The 21,111-nt window shown below is 56.1% G+C and carries 15 protein-coding genes; 12 read left to right on the forward strand and 3 right to left on the reverse strand.

Annotated elements, in window-relative coordinates; genetic code table 11:
* Window position 1 precedes the first annotated feature (1 nt).
* Together pgeF and OHL13_RS01800 are read right to left on the reverse strand one after the other, a co-directional pair.
* Window positions 2-772 (reverse strand): peptidoglycan editing factor PgeF, encoded by a 771-nt coding sequence (gene pgeF, locus OHL13_RS01795; RefSeq protein WP_263408400.1) that lies wholly within the window; start codon window positions 770-772, stop codon window positions 2-4.
* A gap of 262 nt (window positions 773-1,034) precedes the next feature.
* Complete coding sequence (locus OHL13_RS01800) at window positions 1,035-2,435, reverse strand: sigma-54 dependent transcriptional regulator (protein WP_263408401.1); 1,401 nt, start codon at window positions 2,433-2,435, stop codon at window positions 1,035-1,037.
* A gap of 136 nt (window positions 2,436-2,571) precedes the next feature.
* Between OHL13_RS01800 and aroE the strand changes: the two genes are divergently transcribed.
* Together aroE and OHL13_RS01810 are read left to right on the forward strand one after the other, a co-directional pair.
* Window positions 2,572-4,473 carry a shikimate dehydrogenase gene (aroE, locus tag OHL13_RS01805; protein WP_263408402.1) on the forward strand — a complete coding sequence of 634 codons (1,902 nt, stop codon included), beginning with the start codon at window positions 2,572-2,574 and terminating at the stop codon, window positions 4,471-4,473.
* Window positions 4,474-4,741: 268 nt separating this feature from the next.
* Window positions 4,742-6,049: a glycoside hydrolase family 27 protein gene (locus tag OHL13_RS01810; protein ID WP_263408403.1), complete on the forward strand. Its 1,308-nt coding sequence runs from the start codon at window positions 4,742-4,744 to the stop codon at window positions 6,047-6,049.
* On the opposite strand, the gene OHL13_RS01815 is transcribed toward OHL13_RS01810, so the two are convergent.
* Entirely contained in the window at window positions 6,042-6,674 is a 633-nt protein-coding gene (locus OHL13_RS01815) for a TetR/AcrR family transcriptional regulator (RefSeq protein ID WP_263408404.1), read from the reverse strand. The genes OHL13_RS01810 and OHL13_RS01815 overlap by 8 nt on opposite strands.
* 66 nt (window positions 6,675-6,740) lie before the next feature.
* On the opposite strand from OHL13_RS01815, the gene OHL13_RS01820 reads away from it, so the two are divergent.
* The 10 genes from OHL13_RS01820 (at window position 6,741) to OHL13_RS01865 (ending at window position 20,996) form a co-directional block, all read left to right on the forward strand.
* Window positions 6,741-7,601 (forward strand): aldo/keto reductase family oxidoreductase, encoded by an 861-nt coding sequence (locus OHL13_RS01820; protein ID WP_263408405.1) that lies wholly within the window; start codon window positions 6,741-6,743, stop codon window positions 7,599-7,601.
* 296 nt (window positions 7,602-7,897) lie between these two features.
* Window positions 7,898-8,107 carry a hypothetical protein gene (locus OHL13_RS01825; protein ID WP_263408406.1) on the forward strand — a complete coding sequence of 70 codons (210 nt, stop codon included), beginning with the start codon at window positions 7,898-7,900 and terminating at the stop codon, window positions 8,105-8,107.
* A gap of 492 nt (window positions 8,108-8,599) precedes the next feature.
* Complete coding sequence (locus OHL13_RS01830; RefSeq protein WP_263408407.1) at window positions 8,600-9,541, forward strand: hypothetical protein; 942 nt, start codon at window positions 8,600-8,602, stop codon at window positions 9,539-9,541.
* A 25-nt stretch (window positions 9,542-9,566) separates the two neighbouring features.
* A complete protein-coding gene (locus OHL13_RS01835; RefSeq protein WP_263408408.1) occupies window positions 9,567-10,736 on the forward strand; it encodes a hypothetical protein in 1,170 nt (389 codons plus the stop codon).
* 308 nt (window positions 10,737-11,044) lie between these two features.
* Window positions 11,045-11,989 (forward strand): hypothetical protein, encoded by a 945-nt coding sequence (locus tag OHL13_RS01840; RefSeq protein WP_263408409.1) that lies wholly within the window; start codon window positions 11,045-11,047, stop codon window positions 11,987-11,989.
* A gap of 33 nt (window positions 11,990-12,022) precedes the next feature.
* Window positions 12,023-13,165, forward strand: a complete 1,143-nt coding sequence (locus OHL13_RS01845) for a hypothetical protein (protein ID WP_263408410.1) — start codon at window positions 12,023-12,025, stop codon at window positions 13,163-13,165.
* Window positions 13,166-13,188: 23 nt separating this feature from the next.
* Window positions 13,189-14,322 carry a hypothetical protein gene (locus tag OHL13_RS01850; RefSeq protein WP_263408411.1) on the forward strand — a complete coding sequence of 378 codons (1,134 nt, stop codon included), beginning with the start codon at window positions 13,189-13,191 and terminating at the stop codon, window positions 14,320-14,322.
* Window positions 14,323-14,509: 187 nt separating this feature from the next.
* Window positions 14,510-17,929, forward strand: a complete 3,420-nt coding sequence (locus OHL13_RS01855; protein WP_263408412.1) for an RHS repeat domain-containing protein — start codon at window positions 14,510-14,512, stop codon at window positions 17,927-17,929.
* Complete coding sequence (locus OHL13_RS01860) at window positions 17,929-20,334, forward strand: RHS repeat-associated core domain-containing protein (protein ID WP_263408413.1); 2,406 nt, start codon at window positions 17,929-17,931, stop codon at window positions 20,332-20,334. Before OHL13_RS01855 ends, OHL13_RS01860 begins: the two co-directional genes overlap by 1 nt.
* The gene (locus OHL13_RS01865; RefSeq protein WP_263408414.1) at window positions 20,331-20,996 is read left to right on the forward strand and encodes a hypothetical protein; all 666 of its coding nucleotides are present in this window, start codon (window positions 20,331-20,333) and stop codon (window positions 20,994-20,996) included. Before OHL13_RS01860 ends, OHL13_RS01865 begins: the two co-directional genes overlap by 4 nt.
* Window positions 20,997-21,111: the final 115 nt, after the last annotated feature.

Here is a 21,111-nt window from a genome sequence, read left to right on the forward strand (position 1 = left end):
GTCAGCCTTTTACTCCCGCCGCGGCGATCATGCGTCCGGTCACGCCCTTCTCCGCCCGGTGCGAGAAGAAACGGTCCAGCTGGTGCGCCGTGCATTCACCCAGAACGGTCACGCTCTCCGGTCTCAGGCCGCTGTCCACCAACTGCCTCCGGTTGGCTTCCCATAGATTGATCAGCCGGCCCTCGAAGAGCTCCTCCGCATACGTCCAGCGCTCGCGGAAGGCGGTACGAACCTCGTTACCTGTCTCGAAGCAGCATGGCCCAATCCCCGGTCCAATCGCACCCAGCATGTCCGCGGGAGCGGAACCGAACTCGGAAGCCATTCTCAGCACTCCTGCCTCGACAATCCCCGCGACCGTTCCCCGCCATCCGGCATGGAAGACGCCGACAGCTTTTTGTACGGGATCCACCAGGATCACCGGGATGCAGTCGGCGGTCTGGACGCCGATCAGGATGCCCGGCTCATTCGTCACCAGCCCGTCACCCTCCAGCACCGCGCGGCCATTCTCCGTGATCAGCGGTTCTAGCCCGGCATGCACCCGGTTGATGACAACTCCATGCGTCTGGCGCGTCAAAACCGTGTCTGAAACCGCATTTAAGGTCGTTCTAAGCGCAAAGATGCGCCGGTTTTCCGCCACGTTGGCGTCCGTATCTTCCTTCGTCCAGCCAAGGTTCAGGTCGTCCGGACGTCGGTAGACAGTGGAAACGCCACCCAGCCGGGTACTGAACCCATGCCACAGCCAATCGAAATCCCACGCGCGCAACACACTCATAGCTTTGATCTTAAGTGGAAAGACCCTCCTTCCGGAGGGTCTTAGAGGCAGTGAGGGAGGGTATATGGAAGTGAGTAGAAGATGTATCCGCAAGGGATGAAAAACTAGGAATTCACTGCTTCAGGAAGGATGCTTTGAATTTGCCTCTAAACTTGCCCTTATCTACTGCACGACAACAACCAAAGTTTTCCACAGGTAAATCTTGGGAATTTCATGCAACGTTTCAAACGGTTTTTCTGAATGTGGCAAAAATTTGCCACATTCAGGCAATTAAATGCTGCTTTATGTCTTCCTCGCGATCGATCTGGTCGATCTTGCTGCGGAGAGAGCGGTAGCTGATGCCCAGCCGTTCTGCTGCTGCTTTGCGGTTCCAGCGGACGGTCTCCAGCGTCTCCAGGATCAGCCGGCGTTCTGCCTGCCAGGCGGCACGCTTGCCCACTTCCAACAGGCTGGCGCCTGCCGGCTGGCGAGCGGGCTCTGAAGCGGTTGCAGCCGCCACCGGTGCAGGGGCGGGGGCGGGGGCGGGAAGCGGGGCCGGTGGGTGGCTGCGGGCGGAGAGCTCGCGCAGGATCTGGGTTTCGCCGCCGACGATGACGAAGCGCTTGCACAGGTTTTCGAGCTCGCGAATGTTGCCGGGCCAGCTGTAGGCCAGCAGGGCGGACATGGCTTCGGGCGAGAAGGTGGTCTGCTCGCGGCCGTAGATGCCGGCGTATTTGTAAAGGAAGTGGCGGATCAGCGGGGCGATCTCGTCGCGGCGCTCGCGCAGGGGCGGAATGTGCACAGTGACGACGTTGATGCGGTAGAAGAGGTCTTCGCGGAAGAGCCCTTCGGCGACGCGCTGCTCGAGTAATTTGTTTGTTGCGCAAAGAACGCGGACGTCGACGGCGACGTCCTGCTTGGCGCCCAGGCGGGAGAAGGCCCCGTCCTGCAGAACGTGCAGAAGCTTGGCCTGCAGGGCGGGCTGCATTTCGCCGATCTCGTCCAGAAAGAGGGTGCCGGTGTGGGCCAGTTCAAAACGGCCTGGCTTGGAGCGTGTGGCGCCGGTGAAGGCTCCTGCTTCGTAGCCGAAGAGCTCGCTTTCGAGCAGGTCGTCCGGGATGGCGGCGCAGTTGACCTTGACGAACGGCTTGGCTGCGCGGCGGGATTGCTCAAAGATCATGCGGGCGACAACGTCTTTTCCGACGCCGCTTTCGCCGCGGATAAGTACGGTGGCACTGGTGGCGGCCACCTTGGAGATGGTGTCGCGAATCTCCGCCATGCGCGGGTGGTTGCCGAAGAGGACGGGAAGTCCACCTTCTTTGGCGGGTCCCTGGGGAAGAGCTTCCATCAGGGTGCGAAGGCACTGGCGAATCTCTTCCGGTTCGGCGGACAGGGTGAGGAGTTCCCTGGCTCCGGCTTTTGAGGCCGCGAAGGCAAGGTCAGCCCGTGATGCGGGCAACAGGACAACGACGGGGATTCCGGCGGACTCGTCGCAGATGCGGCGCAGGGTGGCCAGGTCTTCGCGCAGCTCGACGATCACGATGGCAGGAGAGATGGTCTTCCACTGCTCGGCGGCGACGGGTTCGAGCTCAAACCCGGAGGCAAGCAGGGCGGTCTGTAGAGTGGCCACGGCGGCCTGGGAGGTGAGAACCGCCGCCACACGAATTGGCGAAGCCGGGGTCATTGCGGGATGCTACTGGCATTCTATGCGGAATTGAATAGGATGGAACTCCGGCTGTTTCCGCCCGAGGAATAAGCGTCGATGCATCAGTAGCTTGCATCCAAAGCCCAGCGACGATACTATACGCGCGATTACCAAAATGACTTCTTCCACTCCGACCCTCGCCCTGCAATCGTTGCGTTCGCGCCTTGGCCGTGTCTGCGTCGCTCTGCAGGGTGCAAGCCCGGCCGAGCTTTTTGAAAAGGCCGAGGCCGCGGTTCCCGAGCATACGTTTCTTGAGTTCCGCCTGGATTCGCTGCCGAATCCGGCGGCCGCCCTGCCGCGCCTGAAGGCATTTCTTGAGTCAAACCCGATTGTGACGGCGATTACCACCTGCCGCCGCAAGCCGAATGGCGGAGGGTTTACCGGCAACCTGGCGGCGGAACTGGAGATCCTGACCAAGGCTGCGGCCGCTGGCAGCCAGTTGATCGACCTGGAGATTGAGTCGGCCGAGGTGATGAAGCCGGCCGACCTGGAAAAGCTGCGTGCCGCCGGTGCGGCGCTGATTGTCAGCTATCACGACTTTGAGAAGACCGGGGACCTGGACGCCGTTTATACGCGCATGCTGAAGTTCCAGCCGGACTTCTATAAGGTGGTGCCGACTGCGCAGTCTCTGTCGGACAACCTGAAGCTGTTTGCCTTCCTGGAGAAGTATGGGGAGGCGGGCAATGTGGCTGGCATGTCGATGGGTGAGTTCGGCGTGGTTTCGCGGGTGCTGGGGCCACGGTATGGCTCGGTCTTTACCTTTGCATCTGCCAGCACGGAAGACGCCACGGCTCCGGGACAGATTGCTGCTCGCACCATGGTGGAGACCTACCGGATTGACCAGATTGGGCCGGGAACGAAGGTGTATGGCGTGGCGGGGAACCCGGTGCGGTCCTCCATGTCGCCGATGATGCTGAACACGGCCTTCCGGCGCGAGACGGTGAATTCCGTGTACCTGGCTCTGCAGACCTCGAAGCTGAGCGACCTGCTGAAGGTGCTGCAGGCGGTGCCGATCAGCGGGCTTTCCGTGACCATGCCGCTGAAGCAGGAGATTCTGTCGCACCTGGAGCGGACCGATCCGCTTTCGGCCAAGATTGGCGCGGTGAACACGATTGTGCGCGGCCAGGATGGCAAGCTCTACGGCTTCAATACGGACGTGGGCGGCATTCTTGGGCCGATTGAGCGGCGTCGTCCGGTGAAGGGGGCGAAGGTGCTGGTGCTGGGCGCAGGCGGGGCGGCGCGGGCGGCGGTTTTCGGGCTGAAGGACAAGGGTGCGGATGTGACGCTCTACAACCGCACGCCGGAGACAGCGCAGAAGCTGGCCAAGCAGGCCGGAGCGAAGGTGATCAAGCGGGAGCAGATTGCGAAGACGCAGTTTGACCTGATCATCAACTCGACCCCTGCGGGGATGAAGGGCGGCAAGCTGACCCACGTCCTGGAGCCGGAAGAGATCAATGCCGGGCTGGTCTTTGACCTGGTCTACAACCCGATTGAGACCCCGCTGCTGCGGATGGCGCGGGCCAAGGGGATTCCGGTGATTACCGGGGTGGAAATGTTTGTTCACCAGGGAGCGCGGCAGTTCGAGATCTGGACGGGCAAGCCTGCTCCGGAGGACGAGATGCTGCGCGTGGTGGTGCATGCGCTGCGGCAACAGGCGGAGGGCGGCACACCGGCTGCGGTCGTCGAGACAAAGCGGGTTGCGACGGCGAAGGAAGAGACGCCTTCCCCGGAGAAGCCCGTGGTGAAGGCGGAGGCGCCGAAGAAGGTGGCTCCTGCACCTGTTCCAGCAAAGAAAGCAGTGCCGGTGGAAGTGAAGAAAGCCCCGGCCCTGGTGAAGAAGCCGGTGGTGAAGGCTCCTGCGAAGGTGGTGGCCAAGAAGTCTGCCCCTGCTAAGGCAGCGAAGAAGTCGGTCCCCGTAAAGCTGGCCAAGAAGGCTGTCGTGAAGAAAGCTGCTCCGGCTGCGGTGAAGAAGACAGTTACGAAGCCCGTGGCGAAGAAAGCTGTTCGTAAGAAGTAGCTTTGTACTTCAGCGGCTGAAGCCGTGCCGTGACGAAGACGGTTTTCCTTGTCTCTATCTTGAGCCGATGCTGTTTTGTTAAAAACCCAGGGCTGAAGCCCTTATCATGGGCGTTCGTTTTCAGTGGTGAAGGCCGCTGCGTAATCGGGTTTGAGAGTTGAAGCTCTCAAAAGAACTTTAGTGTGAGCCAGGGAAGAGCTTTCTCTTCCGCAGGAAGATGGATATGCGGGTAGGCCGGAGTTGGAAAGCGTTGGTTGCGGGATACCTGATGGCATTGACTGCAGGTGTGTGTGCCGGGCAGAAGCTGGCGGATAAGCCTGCGATGGGCTGGAATAGCTGGGACTCGTATGGGTTGACCATCACCGAGCAGCAGTTCCGGGACAACGTGGTGGTGCTGGACCAGAAGCTGAAGCCGCTGGGCTGGAACTACGCCGTGATTGATGAGGGCTGGTTTCTGCGCAATCCTCTGGACCGGCCGCACCCGGAAAAGCTGGAGTACGAGATTGACGCTTTTGGACGGTATATCCCCGTTCCGGCGCGCTTTCCTTCCGCATTGCGCGAGGACAGCAATACCGGTTTTGCGGAGCTTGGGCGCTGGGTGCATGCACGCGGACTGAAGTTCGGTATCCATATTGTGCGCGGCATTCCTAGGGAGAGCGTGAAGCGGAACCTGCCCATTGAGGGGTCAAAGTTCACAGCGGAGGATGCAGCCGATACGACGGATGCCTGCCCATGGGATCCGACGAACTGGGGGATCAAGGCCAATGCGGCCGGGCAGGCCTGGTATGACGCTCTGCTGCGGCAGTATGCGGGGTGGGGCGTCGACTTTCTGAAGGTGGATTGCATTGCGGAGAATCCGTACAAGGTCAGCGAGATCCGGCAGATCAAGCTGGCGATCGAGCGCAGCGGACGGCCGATGGTGCTGAGCCTGTCACCGGGGCCGACGAACCTGTCGCATGCGGCGGAGGTGGGTTCGCTGGCGCAGATGTGGCGTATCTCCAATGACATTTGGGATGTGTGGAAGGGCACGGCGAAGTTTCCGCGCACCGTGTATGACCAGTTTGACCTGCTGGCGGCATGGGCCGGGTATGCAAAGCCGGGCAACTGGCCGGATGTGGATATGCTGCCGGTGGGTGAGCTGAGTCCGAAACCGGATGTTGGACCAGGGGCGAGGAAGTCCCGGCTGACGCAGACAGAACAGCGGACGATGATGACGCTGTGGGCTGTGGCGCGGAGCCCGCTGATTCTGGGAGCGAACCTGACGCTGCTGGATGAGCCGACGATGCGGCTGATCGGGGATCGTGACCTGATCCGGATTGACCAGACTGCGCTTGCGAGCCGCGAGGTGTTGCATGAGGGCGATCTACGTGTGTGGCGGGCGGATTTGCCGGGCAAGGAGTACGCGATTGCCGTGTTCAACACGGGCGACGAGCCGCTGGCTGTGAAGAAGGAACTTTCCGTGCTGGGGCTTGCCGGGCGCTACTCCGCCCGCAGGGCTGGCGGGAAGGGCATTGCGTCGCAGGTGGTTGAGGAGACCGTGGCACCGCACGGCAGCGCGTTGTTCTTCGCTAAGTAGCGACGCAGGTCTGCAGATAGGCGTGGATGAGGGCGAGCAGCTCTTCGCGCAGGGGTGCGAGTTCGCGTTCCGGGGACTTGGCTTCGAGCAGGCGGCGGGAGATGCCGTTGAACGCGGAGAGAATGACGGTGGCGATCAACTGGGGCTCCTTGGTGAGTTTTTCGGGCGCGGTGGCGAAGAGCTCGGCGGCTTTTTGAATGCCGCGCAGGCCTGCCTGCTTGGCGATGGTCATGCCATCGATGTCGGAGCTGACAGCGTAGAGCGCGGCACTCTCTTTCACGTTGTGCATCTTGGCTTTCAGGTAAGCGGTGGTGAGAGATGAGCCCATCTCAAAGATGCTGTGTCCGCGCAGTGTACGGGAAGTTTCGTCGATGGAACCGCTGACGGTGGCCATGTGGCGCTTGAGCGCGGCCTGTAGAAGCGAGCTCTTGTTGGGAAAGTACTGGTAGAGCGTGCCGACGGAGACTCCGGCGCGGTGGGCGACCAGGGTGGTGGTCAGCTTCTCTTTGCCGACGGAGACCAGAACCTGAATGGCGGCCTCAAGAATGGCGTCGACTGTGACGGTGGAACGCGTCTGAAGGGGCGTCTTTCGCGGGGCTAACGTAGGTGCGGCGGCGCGGGGCAAATGCGAACTCCAAAGCTGAAGGTTCCTTCATCTAAACACATGTTGCAAAGGATGAAGGAGAGCGAGATGGCAAAGAGCTTTACGTTACCGGGTACGGAGATTCGATTGAACCGCATGGGCTATGGCGCCATGCAACTGGCAGGGCCGCATGTCTTTGGGCCTCCGAAGGACCGTGCGGGAGCGGTGGCGGTGCTGCGGGCGGCGGTGGAGGCGGGAGTGAATCACATCGACACCAGCGACTTCTACGGGCCGCATGTGGTGAACCAGATCCTGCGCGAGGCTCTGCATCCGTATGACGGGCTGACGATTGTGACCAAGGTGGGCGGACGTCGGGGTGAGGACGCCTCGTGGCTGCCGGCGCAGGAGCCGGCGGAACTGGTATCTGCGGTGCATGACAACCTGCGCAACCTGGGTGTGGATGTGTTGGATGTGGTGAACCTGCGGGTGTGGGGCGGGGTGCAGTTCCCGACGGAGGGATCCATTGCCGAGCGGTTTACGGCGCTGGCGGAGCTGCAGCAGAAGGGGCTGATCAGGCACCTGGGGCTGAGTAATGTGACGGCGACGCAGGTGGAGGAGGCGCTGACGATTGCCCCCGTGGTGACGGTGCAGAACGAGTACAACCTGGCCAAGCGCGGAGACGATGCGCTGATCGATCTGCTGGAGGAGAAGGGCATTGCGTATGTGCCGTTCTTCCCGCTGGGCGGGTTCTCGCCGTTGCAGTCGGAGACGTTGTCCGATGTTGCGGCGCGGCTGGGTAGGACACCGATGCAGGTGGCGCTGGCGTGGCTGCTGCACCGGTCGCCGAATGTGCTGCTGATTCCGGGGACGAAGTCGGTGGAGCACCTGCGGGAGAACGTGGCTGCGGCGAAGCTGGAGCTGGCTGCCGATGTACTGGCGGAGCTGGATGGGATTGGGGCTTCGGTGTAGGTTCTAGGGGAAGCGGTGACGCCGGCCATTGAGGCCGGCGTTCTTGTTTTCTAAGTGGTTTTTTTCAGGAGATTGAAGGCCCCTGCTCCCTCCGGGGTCACGCATCGCGCGATGGCCCAAGTCCGTTTTGCGGGACGTGGAGCACCCGGATTCATGTTGCGGAGGCGAGAAGCAGATCCTTTCAGGATGAGAAGTACCTGCTCACAAAGGAGGCGCGAGCACAGCATGGAGAGATCAGCGCGACCTATTGCTTCCGGCACACCTATGCCACGCTGCGGTTGCAGGAAGGTGTGGACGTGTACTTTCTAGCAGAGCAGACGGGGACTTCGGTGCAGATGATCGAGAGCCACTATGGGCATGTGAACACGATCAAGCACGCGGACCGCGTGCTGCAGGGGATGACAGGCTGGGAGCCGCAGGTGCAGAACGATACTAAGGCCAAAGCATCGAAGGCCGCTGAGACTCACGACAAAGCGAAGAGAGGTCAGCGCCACAGGCCGCGCTGACCGTGAACTCCCGAAGCCGTTCGTTGCCGGAGCCGCTGGCGGAGGCTGGCGCAGGGAGGTTGGTTTTCCGCGTGCCCCGCTGGGGCGTTCTTTAGCGGAATGTGTTTGCGCACGAGGCCGCCGCTGGCGGCTGTTCTTCGTGTTCCCATATAGCGTTCTTTAGACTGCGCTCAGTTGAGCGCTCATCGTTGTTTCTTCTTGACGAGAGTATCTGTAGCCGCGAGACTTTTGACATTGCTAAAAATTCAGCGGCTTCAGACCGCAACATACTATTTCCCTTCCCAGGTCATCGCCTTGGGTGTCTCGCCATGTGTCTTTGGCGGCGCCCAATAACAAGAATTCATTCGGGGTGCGCGAAGGCGTGCAGATCTATAGCCAAGCGATCGAGAGATGAGGAAGAACATGCGGAGATTTGGGGTCTATGTAGCTGGAATCGTATGGATGGTGGGCGCGAGTGCTCATGCTCAGGTCAGTGGAAGTGGAACGACGAATGTGGTTCCGAAGTTCACCAGCGGATCGCAGATTGGGGATTCCGCAATCACTGAATCCAATGGCAATGTGGGGATTGGGACAGCCATCCCTTCCTCTCGACTGAGCATTCTTGCTGGCACGCTGGGCGACACATTGGGCAGCACGGTGCCTTTGGTGGACTTCCATAACTACAATCCCCACCACAACAGCGTTAGCCTTTCACAAATTAGAACATCCAGTGTTACCGGCTGGCCGGATGGCTACTTATGGCAGACCGCAACGACGCGTTTCCAGGTGAGCACCGACGTGACGCCTCAGGGATACATGGACTTTAATCCGGCCGGAGGAAGCTACGGGTTGGCTTTCGGATCGGGAGCCGCTGAGTTTCTGCGATTAGACGGGAGTGGGAATGTCGGTGTAGGGACAACGTCTCCCACAACGAAGTTCGAAGTGAATGGAAACGTAAAATTGACCGCTGGCAGCGGAGCATCGATTACTTTTCCGGACAACTCGATCCAATCAACAGCCTGGAATGGAACGACCTGTGGTGGTGATTACGCCGAGTCAGTCGATGTAGAAGGCGGTAGCCAGACATATGAACCAGGCGATGTGCTCATCATCGATAAGAAGATTCGTGGACACTTTTCTCGTTCTAGCGAAGCGTATTCCCGGCGAGTAGCAGGGATTTATTCAACGAAGCCAGGGCTCGTTGGTCGACGCCAATCGACACCGAAAGATTCGGAGAGCGAAGTGCCCATGGCCATGATGGGAATTGTGCCGGTAAAGGTCAGTGCAGAAAACGGGCCAATTGAATCGGGTGATCTGCTTGTGGCCTCTTCCACGCCGGGGTATGCGATGAAAGGAACGGAGCCCTCAAAGATGATGGGCGCAGTCATCGGCAAGGCAATGGATTCATTCGCGTCCGGTACCGGCGTCATCGAAGTCTTGGTATCGCTTCAATAAAACCAGCCATAACTGAGGAGAAGAGATGCATAAGTTTTTTGCTGGAGTAAGTTTCGGCGTCGCAATATTGCTTTGCCAAGCGGGTGCCCAGGTCAGTGGCAGTGGAACAACCGATAGAGTGTCGAAGTTCACCAGTGGATCGCAGATTGGGGATTCCGCAATCACTGAATCCAATGGCAATGTGGGGATTGGGACAACGAGTCCCAGCGATCGCTTTGCCATCCACGGTACAACTTCTGGACAGCCGGGGATCTTGCTTTTCGGAGATTATGGGAACTATACGCCCGCGATTCGACTCTACGAGTGGTCCGGCTCTGCAGCTAACTATCATGCATGGCGGAGCATGGTCGATAACGACGGAGCTTATAACGTCGCATACGCATTGACGCCGAACGGAATAGGCGGAGCGGAAGATTATGCTCCTCGACTCAAGATCCTTCGTGATGGCAATGTTGGTATAGGAACTTTGACTCCGGAAACACGCCTGACAGTGGCTACGCCTGGTGGCTCAACTCCATTCGGAGCGATGAGCGTGGATGTGACGACGTTTTCGTCGGCTTCGAATGCGAGCGCGAGCTACTTCTTCCAGGTGCGCGATATCGGAGGCGGTAGTACGCCCTTCTACATTCGAGGAGACGGAAATACAGGTATTGGGACGGCGTCTCCGGGTGAGCGTTTGGATGTTGTCGGTAATATCCGAATGAACGGAACCGGAGCACACCTGATCTTTCCAGATGGCCAAACGCAATCCGTCCCATGGAACGGAACGACGTGCGGTGGCGATTATGCCGAGTCAGTTGATGTAGCGGGAGACCGTAACGCGTATGAGCCGGGGGATGTGTTGGTGCTTGCTGCGTCTGGAACGGAAGATGTAGAGAAGTCGCAGGAACCCTATTCCTCATCGGTCGCTGGCATTTATTCCACCAAGCCCGGCCTGACAGGCAGAAGACAGAGTGACTCTCCCAAAGCTGGACCGACAGAGGTTCCGATGGCGATGGTTGGCATCGTGCCAACGAAAGTAACCGCCGAGAATGGTCCCATCAAGCGCGGCGACCTGCTGGTGACCTCGTCCAAGATGGGCTATGCGATGAAGGGCACGGACCGCAGCCGGATGCTGGGTGCGGTTGTTGGCAAAGCGATGGGAAGTCTGGAACAAGGCTCCGGGGTGATTGAAGTGCTGGTCACACTGCAGTAATGGACAGGCCTTAATGCATTTCAGAGCCGTGCTCTGCGGAGCGGTGTGCCTGGAGTAAGGCATATCGCTCCGTAAATTCATTAGCAAAATAGTTAACTTTTTCCGCTCCAAAGGATGAAGACCTTCGTGCCTTGCTTCTGTCTGCAACCAGACGGTAGCGTCTTTCTATTCCACAAGTGATCAGGGAAGCATAAACGCTCCTGCAAGAGCGTGGGGAACTTTTGCGCCCTTTTGAAGTAGTGCCTGCAGCCAGATAAGGGAGGCTCTTTGTGCCAGTAAAGCTATGGAACGTGATCCTGGGATGCTTGATGATCCTTCTACCGAACTATGGACGCTTGTCGTTTGCACAGACGGTTACGACTCCGGGGGGAAGCGCCGGGACGATTCCGAAGTTCACCGGGAGCTCTACGTTGGAGAATTCGGCGATCACGGAGTCGAACGGAGCCGTTGCGGTTGGAGCGGCAAATCCTCTCAATGATTTCTCGATCAATGTAGGAAGTGGCAGTGGTCACGGGTTGATCATAGGAACTCCTGAAGGGAGCTGGGGCAAGATTCTTGCGGGAGCTGGACAGTGGGCATTCAATCCGCTGGTCAAGACAGGGGATACGGCATTCATCTTTTCTAACGGTGGTATGGACACCGGAGGGTACGTTCTCGCTCCATGGACTGGCAATATCATCGGATTGCGGATGACCAATGCCGGGAAGGTCGGTATTGGAACGGGCGACCCGGCTGAGAACCTCGATGTGGTTGGCAATATCAAGATCAGCGGAACCGGTGCACATCTCGTCTTCCCAAATGGCGAGACGCAGTCCGTTCCCTGGAACGGAACCACGTGCGGTGGCGATTATGCGGAGTCGGTGGACGTAGCTGGAGATCGCAAGAGCTATGAGCCTGGCGATGTGCTCGTCATCGATTCGCACCATCCAGGAAGCTTCCTCAAATCCGCGGAGCCGTACGCTACGGGCGTGACTGGGATTTTCTCGACAAAACCTGGACTGACGGGACGGCGTCAGCTCACTCCTAAAAGCGAGGATGAGGTTCCCATGGCGATGATGGGGATCGTTCCAACCAAGGTGAGTGCGGAAAACGGTCCTATCCACCCGGGCGATCTCCTGGTGAGTTCGTCGACGCCGGGCTATGCCATGAAAGGCACGGATCGCTCAAAGATGCTGGGAGCTGTGATTGGCAAAGCTCTCGGTGAGCTCAACAAAGACACAGGCGTGATTGAAGTCGTCGTGACGCTGCAGTAGTCATCCAAAATCGAGCGATATGGAGTTATTGAAATGAAAGCTGGTCTGGTACAGGTTGCCTTAGCTCTTCTTTTAAGCGGGAGTGCCTTGGCTCAAAACACTTTTCCAACCACTGGCAATGTTGGTATCGGAACGACTTCGCCAGTAACCACGCTCGACGTCAATGGCGCGGTGCGCTCGTCCGGGACATCAGGCTTCGTATTCTCATCGAACTCGTATGTCTGGCTTAAGGAGACCTGGGGCTTGAATGTGGGCCTGGGTGGCGACGACGCATCTTATTCTGCGAATTTTGTTACCCAATCGGGTAACAGCGTCATGAATGTTCGGGCGGATGGGCGTGTCGGCATCGGAACGACTAATCCAAAAGGTCTGCTTGAAATTGGAGGCTCTAATAACGTCGGTGGCTTTATTGTAAGTACCGCGAATTTGGACGAGAGGGTTACTGCGAACACCATGGACTTTCTGAAAAATAGCGCGAAGCTACTAACTGGCTGGAACCGAAGCGGAGGAAATGGTGAAGCCGACTTCATGACGAATCGAGGCGCTGGAGATTCTGGAGGCTTTGCGTTTTATGACGTGGCGAACGATGGAACGGTTAATCAACTCTTCCGCGTACATGGCAACGGGAATTTCGGGATCGGTGTTAATTCACCTTCAGCCCGTCTAGATGTGGCTGGCAATATCCGAATTAATGCAGCCGGAGCACACATGATATTTGCCGATAATACCGTTCAATCGACAGCCTGGAACGGGACGACGTGCGGTGGCGACTACGCGGAGTCAGTGGACGTTGTGGGTGACCGCAAGAGCTATGAGCCTGGTGATGTGCTTGTGATCGACCGTGCTTCTCCTGACAAGTTTGTTCATTCGCTGCAGCCCTACTCGAGGCTCGTCGCCGGGATCTATTCGACCAAGCCTGGGTTGACGGGGCGCCGCCAGGGGCTTGCCGTAACCGGCGAAGAGGTTCCCATGGCGATGCTGGGCATTGTGCCAACCAAGGTAAGCGCGGAGAACGGAGCGATCGATGTGGGCGACCTTCTGGTCTCGTCTGCTACCGAAGGCTATGCAATGAGAGGAACCGACGCCAGCAAGATGATGGGCGCGGTGATTGGAAAGGCCATGGGCAAACTGGACTCTGGTAAAGGCGTGATTGAAGTGCTGGTATCGCTGCAGTAGAAACGGTGCAAAAAGGGAAAGTAATGCGCAAGCTTTTTATTACAGCGGGATTTTGTGGAGCGGTTCTTACAGGCCAGGCGGCGGCTCAGGTCACTTTGGCCCGGCAACCCTTGTGGCTTGCTGGTGGTGGTGATTGCAATCACGCGGTCTATAGCAATTACTCGAGCCCTTGCAGTGACACGTCGCCGACGGGAAGCAACGATTCCGAATACTTTAGCTACTTTGGTGGATTGGTCTTTCAGCCGCGGTTGGGAGGACAGCCGTCTTACTTTACTCCAACAGGAAATTTCGTTCTCCATGGCAGCGCGAATATTTCGGGCATTATGACGGCCATATCGATTGAGGCACACAGTGCGGATTTAGGGCAGAACGCAGGTGATTCGCAAACGCTTCTTTCTTTACAGGCCAACAATGCAAATTTGGGTCAGCTAATTTTTAGCCAAATACGCAACAGTAACGGTGGATATTGGGACACTGCGACGACGAGAATTCGTCAGAGAACCGATGTTACCGACCAGGGCTATATCGATTTCAACCCGTCAAACGGTGCCTACGGGATGGCGTTTGGCTCTGGCAGCAACGAGTATATGCGGCTGATCGCAGGTAATGTCGGCATTGGGACAGGTATGCCGACTGCGAGGCTGGAAGTGAACGGTCCGCTGAAGCTAACTGCTGGTACGGGCGCCTCGATGACTTATTCCGATGGCACGGTACAGTCGACGGCCTGGAACGGCACGACGTGCGGTGGTGATTATGCGGAGTCAGTCGATATCGTAGGTGACCGTAAGGCGTATGAACCGGGCGACGTCCTGGTAATTGATACCAAAGTCGAAGGTAGTTTCGTGAAGTCATCCGAACCCTATTCGACTGCGGTGATGGGAATCTATTCGACTAAGCCGGGCTTGACCGGTCGCAGGCAGTTGACGCCGAAGAGCGAAGAAGAAATTCCGATGGCGATGATTGGCATCGTGCCGACGAAGGTGACAACGGAGAACGGGCCGATTAGGCCGGGTGATCTGCTGGTGACTTCGTCCACTCCCGGATATGCGATGAAAGGGACGGACCGTTCGAGGCTGATGGGAGCTGTGATTGGCAAGGCCATGGGACATTTGGATTTAGGTAGAGGTTTGATTGAAGCGGGAGTTACGCTACAGTAGCAGATTCGACAGACAATTTTGTAGATAATTCCATTGATCCTTATCGCTTCTTATGGCCGGACTGCCGCGCTGGTTCTAGATGTGCTTTATCGAAATAGTTTTGCGGTGTTTCAATCAAATTAGGTTAGATAATAACCCCTTGCGATATGGCGATGAAATAAGAGAAATCACCGGAGTTTTACACGTTATGCATAAGAATATGAAATATAACAACGTTTTTCGTCGATACAATTTTCTTGTTCTGCTTTATGTGTTATTTTGGAGCTTTGATGCTCACATGTTCGGCCAACAGAGCTCTGACGAAGAACTTGGAATAAAACCATTTGCTATTTATCATGGCGGTGAGATTGACCAAGTGAATCTCGGTACCGGGTCACTGTTTGTCAAGATTCCTCTTTTCAGTTTGCCTCAACGTGGTAATGCTCTCGGTCTGTCGTATTCGTTGTATTACAACCTGAGGCATGTCAAGTCTTATAAGCAAACATGTGCCGGGGCGGGTGAGTCCCAGGTCTGCCATGACATCCTAACGTGGCGAGGCGGCGGTGGAATGTCCGTTCGAGAAGATCACTATTTTGGAGGCGCGAAGTCAAACCTAAACCTTAGGCAGTGGCTAGCCTGTTATCAGGAGAAGGATGCGCCAGGGGTATGTGCTGCTCCGGGAAGCCATCTCACGGCGTCAACTCCATATTGGTTTTATTATGTCGAGGATGCAACAGGAGCACGCCACTATGGTGGCGAACGTGCGCCGGGCATATGGCAAGCTGTGGATGGTACTGGATTTCAAATTGATCTCAACCGGGGGATTGTCATAAATGATGAAGGAGTTGCAACACCTTTTATCGACCCAGGTTCAAACGGAACGTCGATTCTTTATGACCCCGTTACTGGAGCACCTAAACTCCAGTGCTATCGGACTGATTTGAATGGCAACTCAATCTGTGCGGATCAGATGGATACAATGGGAAGAACTATCCCGACAGAGACAGCGACTTCCAACCTTTCACGATGCGCCTCGTTCGGTGCTCGAACGACTACCTTGGCTGCAGAATGGCATGTGCCAATGGCGGGCGGAAATATCGGCATATACACAGAGTGTTTTGCGACGATTTCGGTGGTCAATTATATAAATTACTCAACGAACGACGATCCTATTACCCAATCTGGCGATCTAAAGTTCATGCAAGCATTAGTACTACCGGATGGTACGGCTTGGCAGTTTGAATATTCGGATGGGAGCGGAGACTTGACTAAGATCACCTTCCCGACCGGCGGCACGATTGCGTACACTACAACCCAAACTCAGTTCCCTGAACCGTCCCAAGTCCTCTCACGTACATCCAACGCAATGGATGGCATCGGGCCTCAGCAGACGACTTATTCATATGCGTATCCGGATGGCATTCATCTTCAGGCTGTTGTCAGCAATCCGGATGGCGATACGGTCACAGATTTTGCCTGCATCGGTGGGACATCTGGAATGTGTTCAAACTACCCCAGCGACGTAAAGAGCTATCAAGGATCAGCTTTGACTGGAACTTTACTCAAGACGGTTCACACCGAATACTTTACCTATACTGTGACTGGTGCTGCGGGCGGACTAGTATCATTACCATATCGAGTTGACACTACTCTCGATAACGGATTAACTACCAGAACGACCAAAGTCTACGATGCAGGATTCGATTATTTTGCAACTACTGACCATGTTGAGTCATACCATGCTCCATACGGCAAAGTCATTCAGCAGAGCGATTTTGGTTATGGTTCAGGTGCTCCGGGAGCTCTCATTCGTGTCACCGAGACGGATTGGGCCGCCCTCTCGAATACACTATCTAGCGCTAGTAGTTATTTAGCTAACAATTTAATTTCACTTCCATCGCAGATTACAGTAAGGCTTCCGAATCAGACAATCGCGTCTCAAACTAAATACTCCTACGACACCGAAAATTTACAACCTTCAGCGGTTACCATTCAACACTCCCTTACGCCGATAGGAGGTGACTATCGAGGCAATGTAACATCCGTGTCGCGCCTATCAGGTGCCACGCAAGTAAGTACTCAGACCTGCCCCAAAACAGGACTTTCGGCAACGACGAGCATTAAATACTATGACACCGGTGTCGTATACCAAGACATTGATGCTTGTGGTCATACAACAAGCCATGAATACAGCCCTTTGTATATCGGCGCATATAAAACCTCCACAACAAATGCTTTTGGCCAAACTTCAAATGCTGCGTTTGACTTCAATTCGGGACAACCGATAAGCATTACGGATCCAAATAACCAAATCACTACTTACGGATACAACGATCCACTCGGAAGGCTTCGCTTTGTAAACAAGCCAGACGCTGGCCGGATCGATATAAATTACACGGCAACGACAGCAACCATTGACACACAAATTGATAGTTCTCGACACGCGACAACCACAGTGATCGTTGATGGATTTGGTAGAAAAGAAAAAATTCAACGTTCCGTGCCCGGAGGCGTCACCTATCAATTGACCCAGTACGATTTTGCTGGCCGCCCAAAGTTCTCCTGGAACCCGAGTTCGTGTGACCCTCAAATTGCTTCAACTTGTCCTGAAGCCACATGGGGTAAGACCGAGTATAGATACGATGCACTTGGGCGAAACACTTATGTCTATAATTCTGACGCCACGTTTAAAAAATGGGTGTACCAAGGCAATATTGTCGATGAATATGACGAGGCAAATCACCACTGGAAGCGTACAATAGACGCGCTAGGACGTCTTGTCCGGGTTTTGGAGCCGGATCCGGCAACGAACACTCCTTCCTTACAGACAGATTATGATTATGACGTTCTTGGCTCGTTGCGCGGAGTAATACAGGCGGGAAGTACCCAGGCCAGAAATTTCATCTACGATTCGCTATCACGACAACTCTGGTCCCAGAATCCCGAAACTGGACTGATCTGTTACGGGCATGGAGATGGGACTGAGGCTGGTTGTCAGGCTGACGGATACGATGCAAACGGGAATCTCCTTTACAAGACGGATGCTCGTGGTGTGACGGTCAATTATTCGTACGATGCGTTGAATCGTCTGGTGTCGAAGACGTATAGCAATGACCCGGCGAATACCCCATCGACCTGCTATCAGTACGATTCCACTTCTGTCGGATATCCAAATGGAAATTTCATCGGTCGCTTGACGCATGAATGGACGCAGTTGGGGGCTTGTTCGCCGACTTTGCCTTCGGGTGACGTGAAGACGCGGCGGTCGGTTCGTAAGTATGACGCGATGGGGCGGGTGAAGGTGGAGGAGCGGTGTGTGATGGCCAATTGCACGACTTCCACCAATCCTTTCACGCTGCACTTTGATTATGATCTGGCCGGCAATCTCACAGAATATGACAACGGTATTCGCAACCTCACGCTCACGCAGGCATACGATTCTGCCGGTCGTTTGAATAAGGTGACCAGCAGTGCGTATGATGCGACGCATCCGAACACGCTTTACAACATAAGTGGTTTCTTCCCGAACGGTGTTCCTTCGGTCTTTGATCTTGGGTTGCATTTGAATACGACCCAGGGTCTTGATAACCGTCTTCGTCCTACGACTCTGAACGTGGTGGTGAAGTAATGAAGACTTTTTCCCGGGTTCACCAATCAGCAAAACTGTTGTTATCCCTCCTGCTTCTTGGGGTAAGCGCATTGGCACAGACCACGGCGACGGTCACTGTGCTTGGGGGAGAGCAGTCTTCCGGAGGAGTTTGGGATAGCGGAGATGTCACGGTCGTCGTGGCGGGGACGAATGGCAGTTCTTTGAGCCGTACAGTCCCATATGGCCAATTTTCCACCCCAGCGTCAGTTGCTGCCGGACTTGCCGCACTGATCTCACGCGAATGCTATGGTGTGGCCAGTGCCAAGGCTGATGGTGCGGTGATTACGTTCCGTCTGCGGTATGCGACGGCTGCGCCCATCAGCATTACGGCGGGAACGCCGCATTGGGATGGAGCGCATTTTACAAATGCGTCCTTCAGCTTCAGCGCGCAACAGACGGTTAGTTCTACGCAGGTGATGTTGGCGGGCAATACTGGCGAGTTGGTTGCGCCGAACACTCAGATCAGCCTAACAGCCAATATTGCTCAAAATGGGGCTACCGGTGCGATCGAATTCTATGACCGCGGCGCGCTGCTGGGTACCAGTGTCATCAGTGGGGCCCAGGCCAGCTATACCACTCCGCCGCTGGCGGTTGGGGCGCATGAGTTGTATGCCAAGTACACTGGCGATAGCAGCTATGCCGCCAGCACTTCGAACACCGTGTATGCCACGGCTGCGAACCACTCCGGGCCGGCGGTTGGCACATCGATGTACTGGTACAGCATTACGGACAGCTCGAACAACAGTGGCTATGCAGCCAATGGAAATGTTGTGGCGTATAACGATGCGGTGATGGGCCAATGGAACTTCGGATACGACAGCCTGAATCGTCTTACCAGTGGGAATGCACAGACGGGGCCTGTTCCATCGCAGGTGGGTCAGTATTTTTGCTGGAGCTATGATTCGTTCGGCAACCGGTTGTCTCAGTCTTCGTCTGCTCAATTTTTTTCTACGGCCAACGGAAGTACATGTCAGGCGACGGGAGCTTTGCTCAGCAATATTCTTACGACTCCTGGAGATGACAACCGTCTCACGAGTACGAATACTCCTGGTTTCACGTTCTCACCTGATTATGATGCGGCGGGCAACGTGAAAAACGATGGGCACAACTCGTACCTTTATGACGCTGAGGGGCGTGTCTGTGCGGTTGCGCCAAGCTTTGGCGGAATGCTGCAGTATATCTATGACGCCGAGGGGCGGCGTGTGGCTAAAGGCACCATTACGAGCTGGAGCTGCGACTTAGGCAGCAACGGGTTTATTCAGACAGCGGCATATATTGATGGGCCTGGCGGCGAACAGATGACGGAGATGGACGTAGCCGCCGGCGGATCGATGACGTGGAAGCACACGAATGTGTTTGCCGCCGGCAAGCTGATTGCGACCTACCAGAACGACAATGGTGGGACGAGTCCTGCTGCGGGGAATCTGCATTTTGCGTTGAATGACTGGCTGGGGACGAAGCGGGTCCAGACAACATATGACGGGACAGTTGAAAATCCCAATGGAGCGAACGCCTGGGTTAGCCTACCGTTTGGTGATATGCCGTCAACGGGGGTCCAGCCGAATGGGTATGCTGCTCCTGATGCTACGGAGCAACACTTCACCGGCAAAGAACGGGATACCGAATCGGGGCTCGACTACTTCGGGGCCAGGTACTACGGCTCGAACATGGGCCGCTGGATGAGTCCGGACTGGGCGGAGAAGCCGGAAGCTGTGCCGTACTCCGATCTGGCCGATCCGCAGAGCCTCAATCTCTATGGGTATGTCAGGAATAATCCGCTCAGCCATGCTGATGCTGATGGCCACTGTGACCAGAATGGGCAGAACTGCTCTCTATGGGATCATGTAGCGGGAACTGTAGCTGGAGTTCTGAACGTCATTCCTCAGACAGTGAACATGGTGAATAGCACCGTCAATGCGGTCATTTCTCCCGTGACGTCTTACCAGTTTCCGCTGATGGACGAAATACAATCTGATGCACATGCAAGTGCAGGTGGTATGGCAACAGGTCAGATGGCGCAGATGCTGGTTCCAGTCGGTGATCTGGCTGAAGGAGCTCAGATCACAAGGAATGCTCTGCAGGGAGCCGCAGGCGAAGCTAAGGTGGGCGCTGAGCTGGTCTCAGAAGGCAAAACCATCGTCGGAAGCCAAGTCGGAGTACAGACGGACAAGGGGTTGCGAGTGGTGGACCATCTGGTTCAAGATGGTGGCAAACTGAGTGCCGTTGAGGTGAAAACCGGAGGAGCGACTCGCAATGCGTCCCAACTAGCAAAAGATGCATCGATGGAGAGCAACGGCGGAAAGATCGTTGGAAAGAATGCGCCTGCCAATCTTCGCGGCCAAACGGTGAAAATACCAACTGAGGTAAGAAAGCCACAGCAATGATCGAGAAATCGGAAAGATCAAACGCCGAGCGTACGTTCCTCTTGGGGCTGGCGGATCAAGTCGGCAGTCTCGGGTTCAATCCGAAGCCGCTCGGACAGTCGTTTCGTCAGGTCGTCCCGACTGGAAAATGGGAGTTCCACATTAGCTTCATAGCTCATAAGACCGATTTCGACCTGACGGCGGACGTAGCAGTTCGCGTAGATGCAATCGAAAACCTCGTAAATGAGTACGATACGAAGCTGACGACGGCCGAGAAACGTAAGAGTATGACTCTTGGAGGTGAATTAGGGAACATCTCCGAAGGAGTTCCCCGGCGATGGACTATATCCAATGTCGAAGACATCCCTGCTGCCTGTGATGGGGTAATCGAGGCGTTCCGGAGGGTCGGTTTACCGTTCCTTCAAAAGCACTCAGACGCTGCTGCCGCCCATCGTGTGCTTGTAAGCTCAGAACAAGCCGATCTTCTTCTAGCTCCCGTATTAGGTCCTCGCTGCATGCGAGCAATGGCCTCTGCTTATGTCACTGGGAACATAAGCGAAATGGATGCACTGTTGAGGCGCTACGAGATCGAGCTCTCAGAAACCGAAGATCTTTATCTAGAAGACTTCCGATCTCTTGCTCATGGTCTTCTATCCAGAGCCCCCAAAATCGCTTCCGTGTAGCCTACAGGCTGTTTCTTCGAGGGCGACCTTGCTGCATCTGTGACATCCCTGATCTTCAATCTTGGTTACTCCTCGCAACGGTGGTTGGGGAGGGCCATGCTGACGCATGGGGTGG

It is taken from the genome of Terriglobus tenax, from assembly GCF_025685395.1.
Lineage (GTDB): Bacteria > Acidobacteriota > Terriglobia > Terriglobales > Acidobacteriaceae > Terriglobus > Terriglobus tenax.

Bases quoted from the DNA above. Each gene is read 5' to 3' on its own strand.
- pgeF (WP_263408400.1), bottom strand. From the start codon at position 772: ATGAGTGTGTTGCGCGCGTGGGATTTCGATTGGCTGTGGCATGGGTTC.
- OHL13_RS01800 (WP_263408401.1), bottom strand. From the start codon at position 2,435: ATGACCCCGGCTTCGCCAATTCGTGTGGCGGCGGTTCTCACCTCCCAG.
- aroE (WP_263408402.1), top strand. From the start codon at position 2,572: ATGACTTCTTCCACTCCGACCCTCGCCCTGCAATCGTTGCGTTCGCGC.
- OHL13_RS01810 (WP_263408403.1), top strand. From the start codon at position 4,742: ATGGCATTGACTGCAGGTGTGTGTGCCGGGCAGAAGCTGGCGGATAAG.
- OHL13_RS01820 (WP_263408405.1), top strand. From the start codon at position 6,741: ATGGCAAAGAGCTTTACGTTACCGGGTACGGAGATTCGATTGAACCGC.
- OHL13_RS01835 (WP_263408408.1), top strand. From the start codon at position 9,567: ATGCATAAGTTTTTTGCTGGAGTAAGTTTCGGCGTCGCAATATTGCTT.
- OHL13_RS01840 (WP_263408409.1), top strand. From the start codon at position 11,045: ATGATCCTTCTACCGAACTATGGACGCTTGTCGTTTGCACAGACGGTT.
- OHL13_RS01845 (WP_263408410.1), top strand. From the start codon at position 12,023: ATGAAAGCTGGTCTGGTACAGGTTGCCTTAGCTCTTCTTTTAAGCGGG.
- OHL13_RS01850 (WP_263408411.1), top strand. From the start codon at position 13,189: ATGCGCAAGCTTTTTATTACAGCGGGATTTTGTGGAGCGGTTCTTACA.
- OHL13_RS01855 (WP_263408412.1), top strand. From the start codon at position 14,510: ATGCATAAGAATATGAAATATAACAACGTTTTTCGTCGATACAATTTT.
- OHL13_RS01860 (WP_263408413.1), top strand. From the start codon at position 17,929: ATGAAGACTTTTTCCCGGGTTCACCAATCAGCAAAACTGTTGTTATCC.
- OHL13_RS01865 (WP_263408414.1), top strand. From the start codon at position 20,331: ATGATCGAGAAATCGGAAAGATCAAACGCCGAGCGTACGTTCCTCTTG.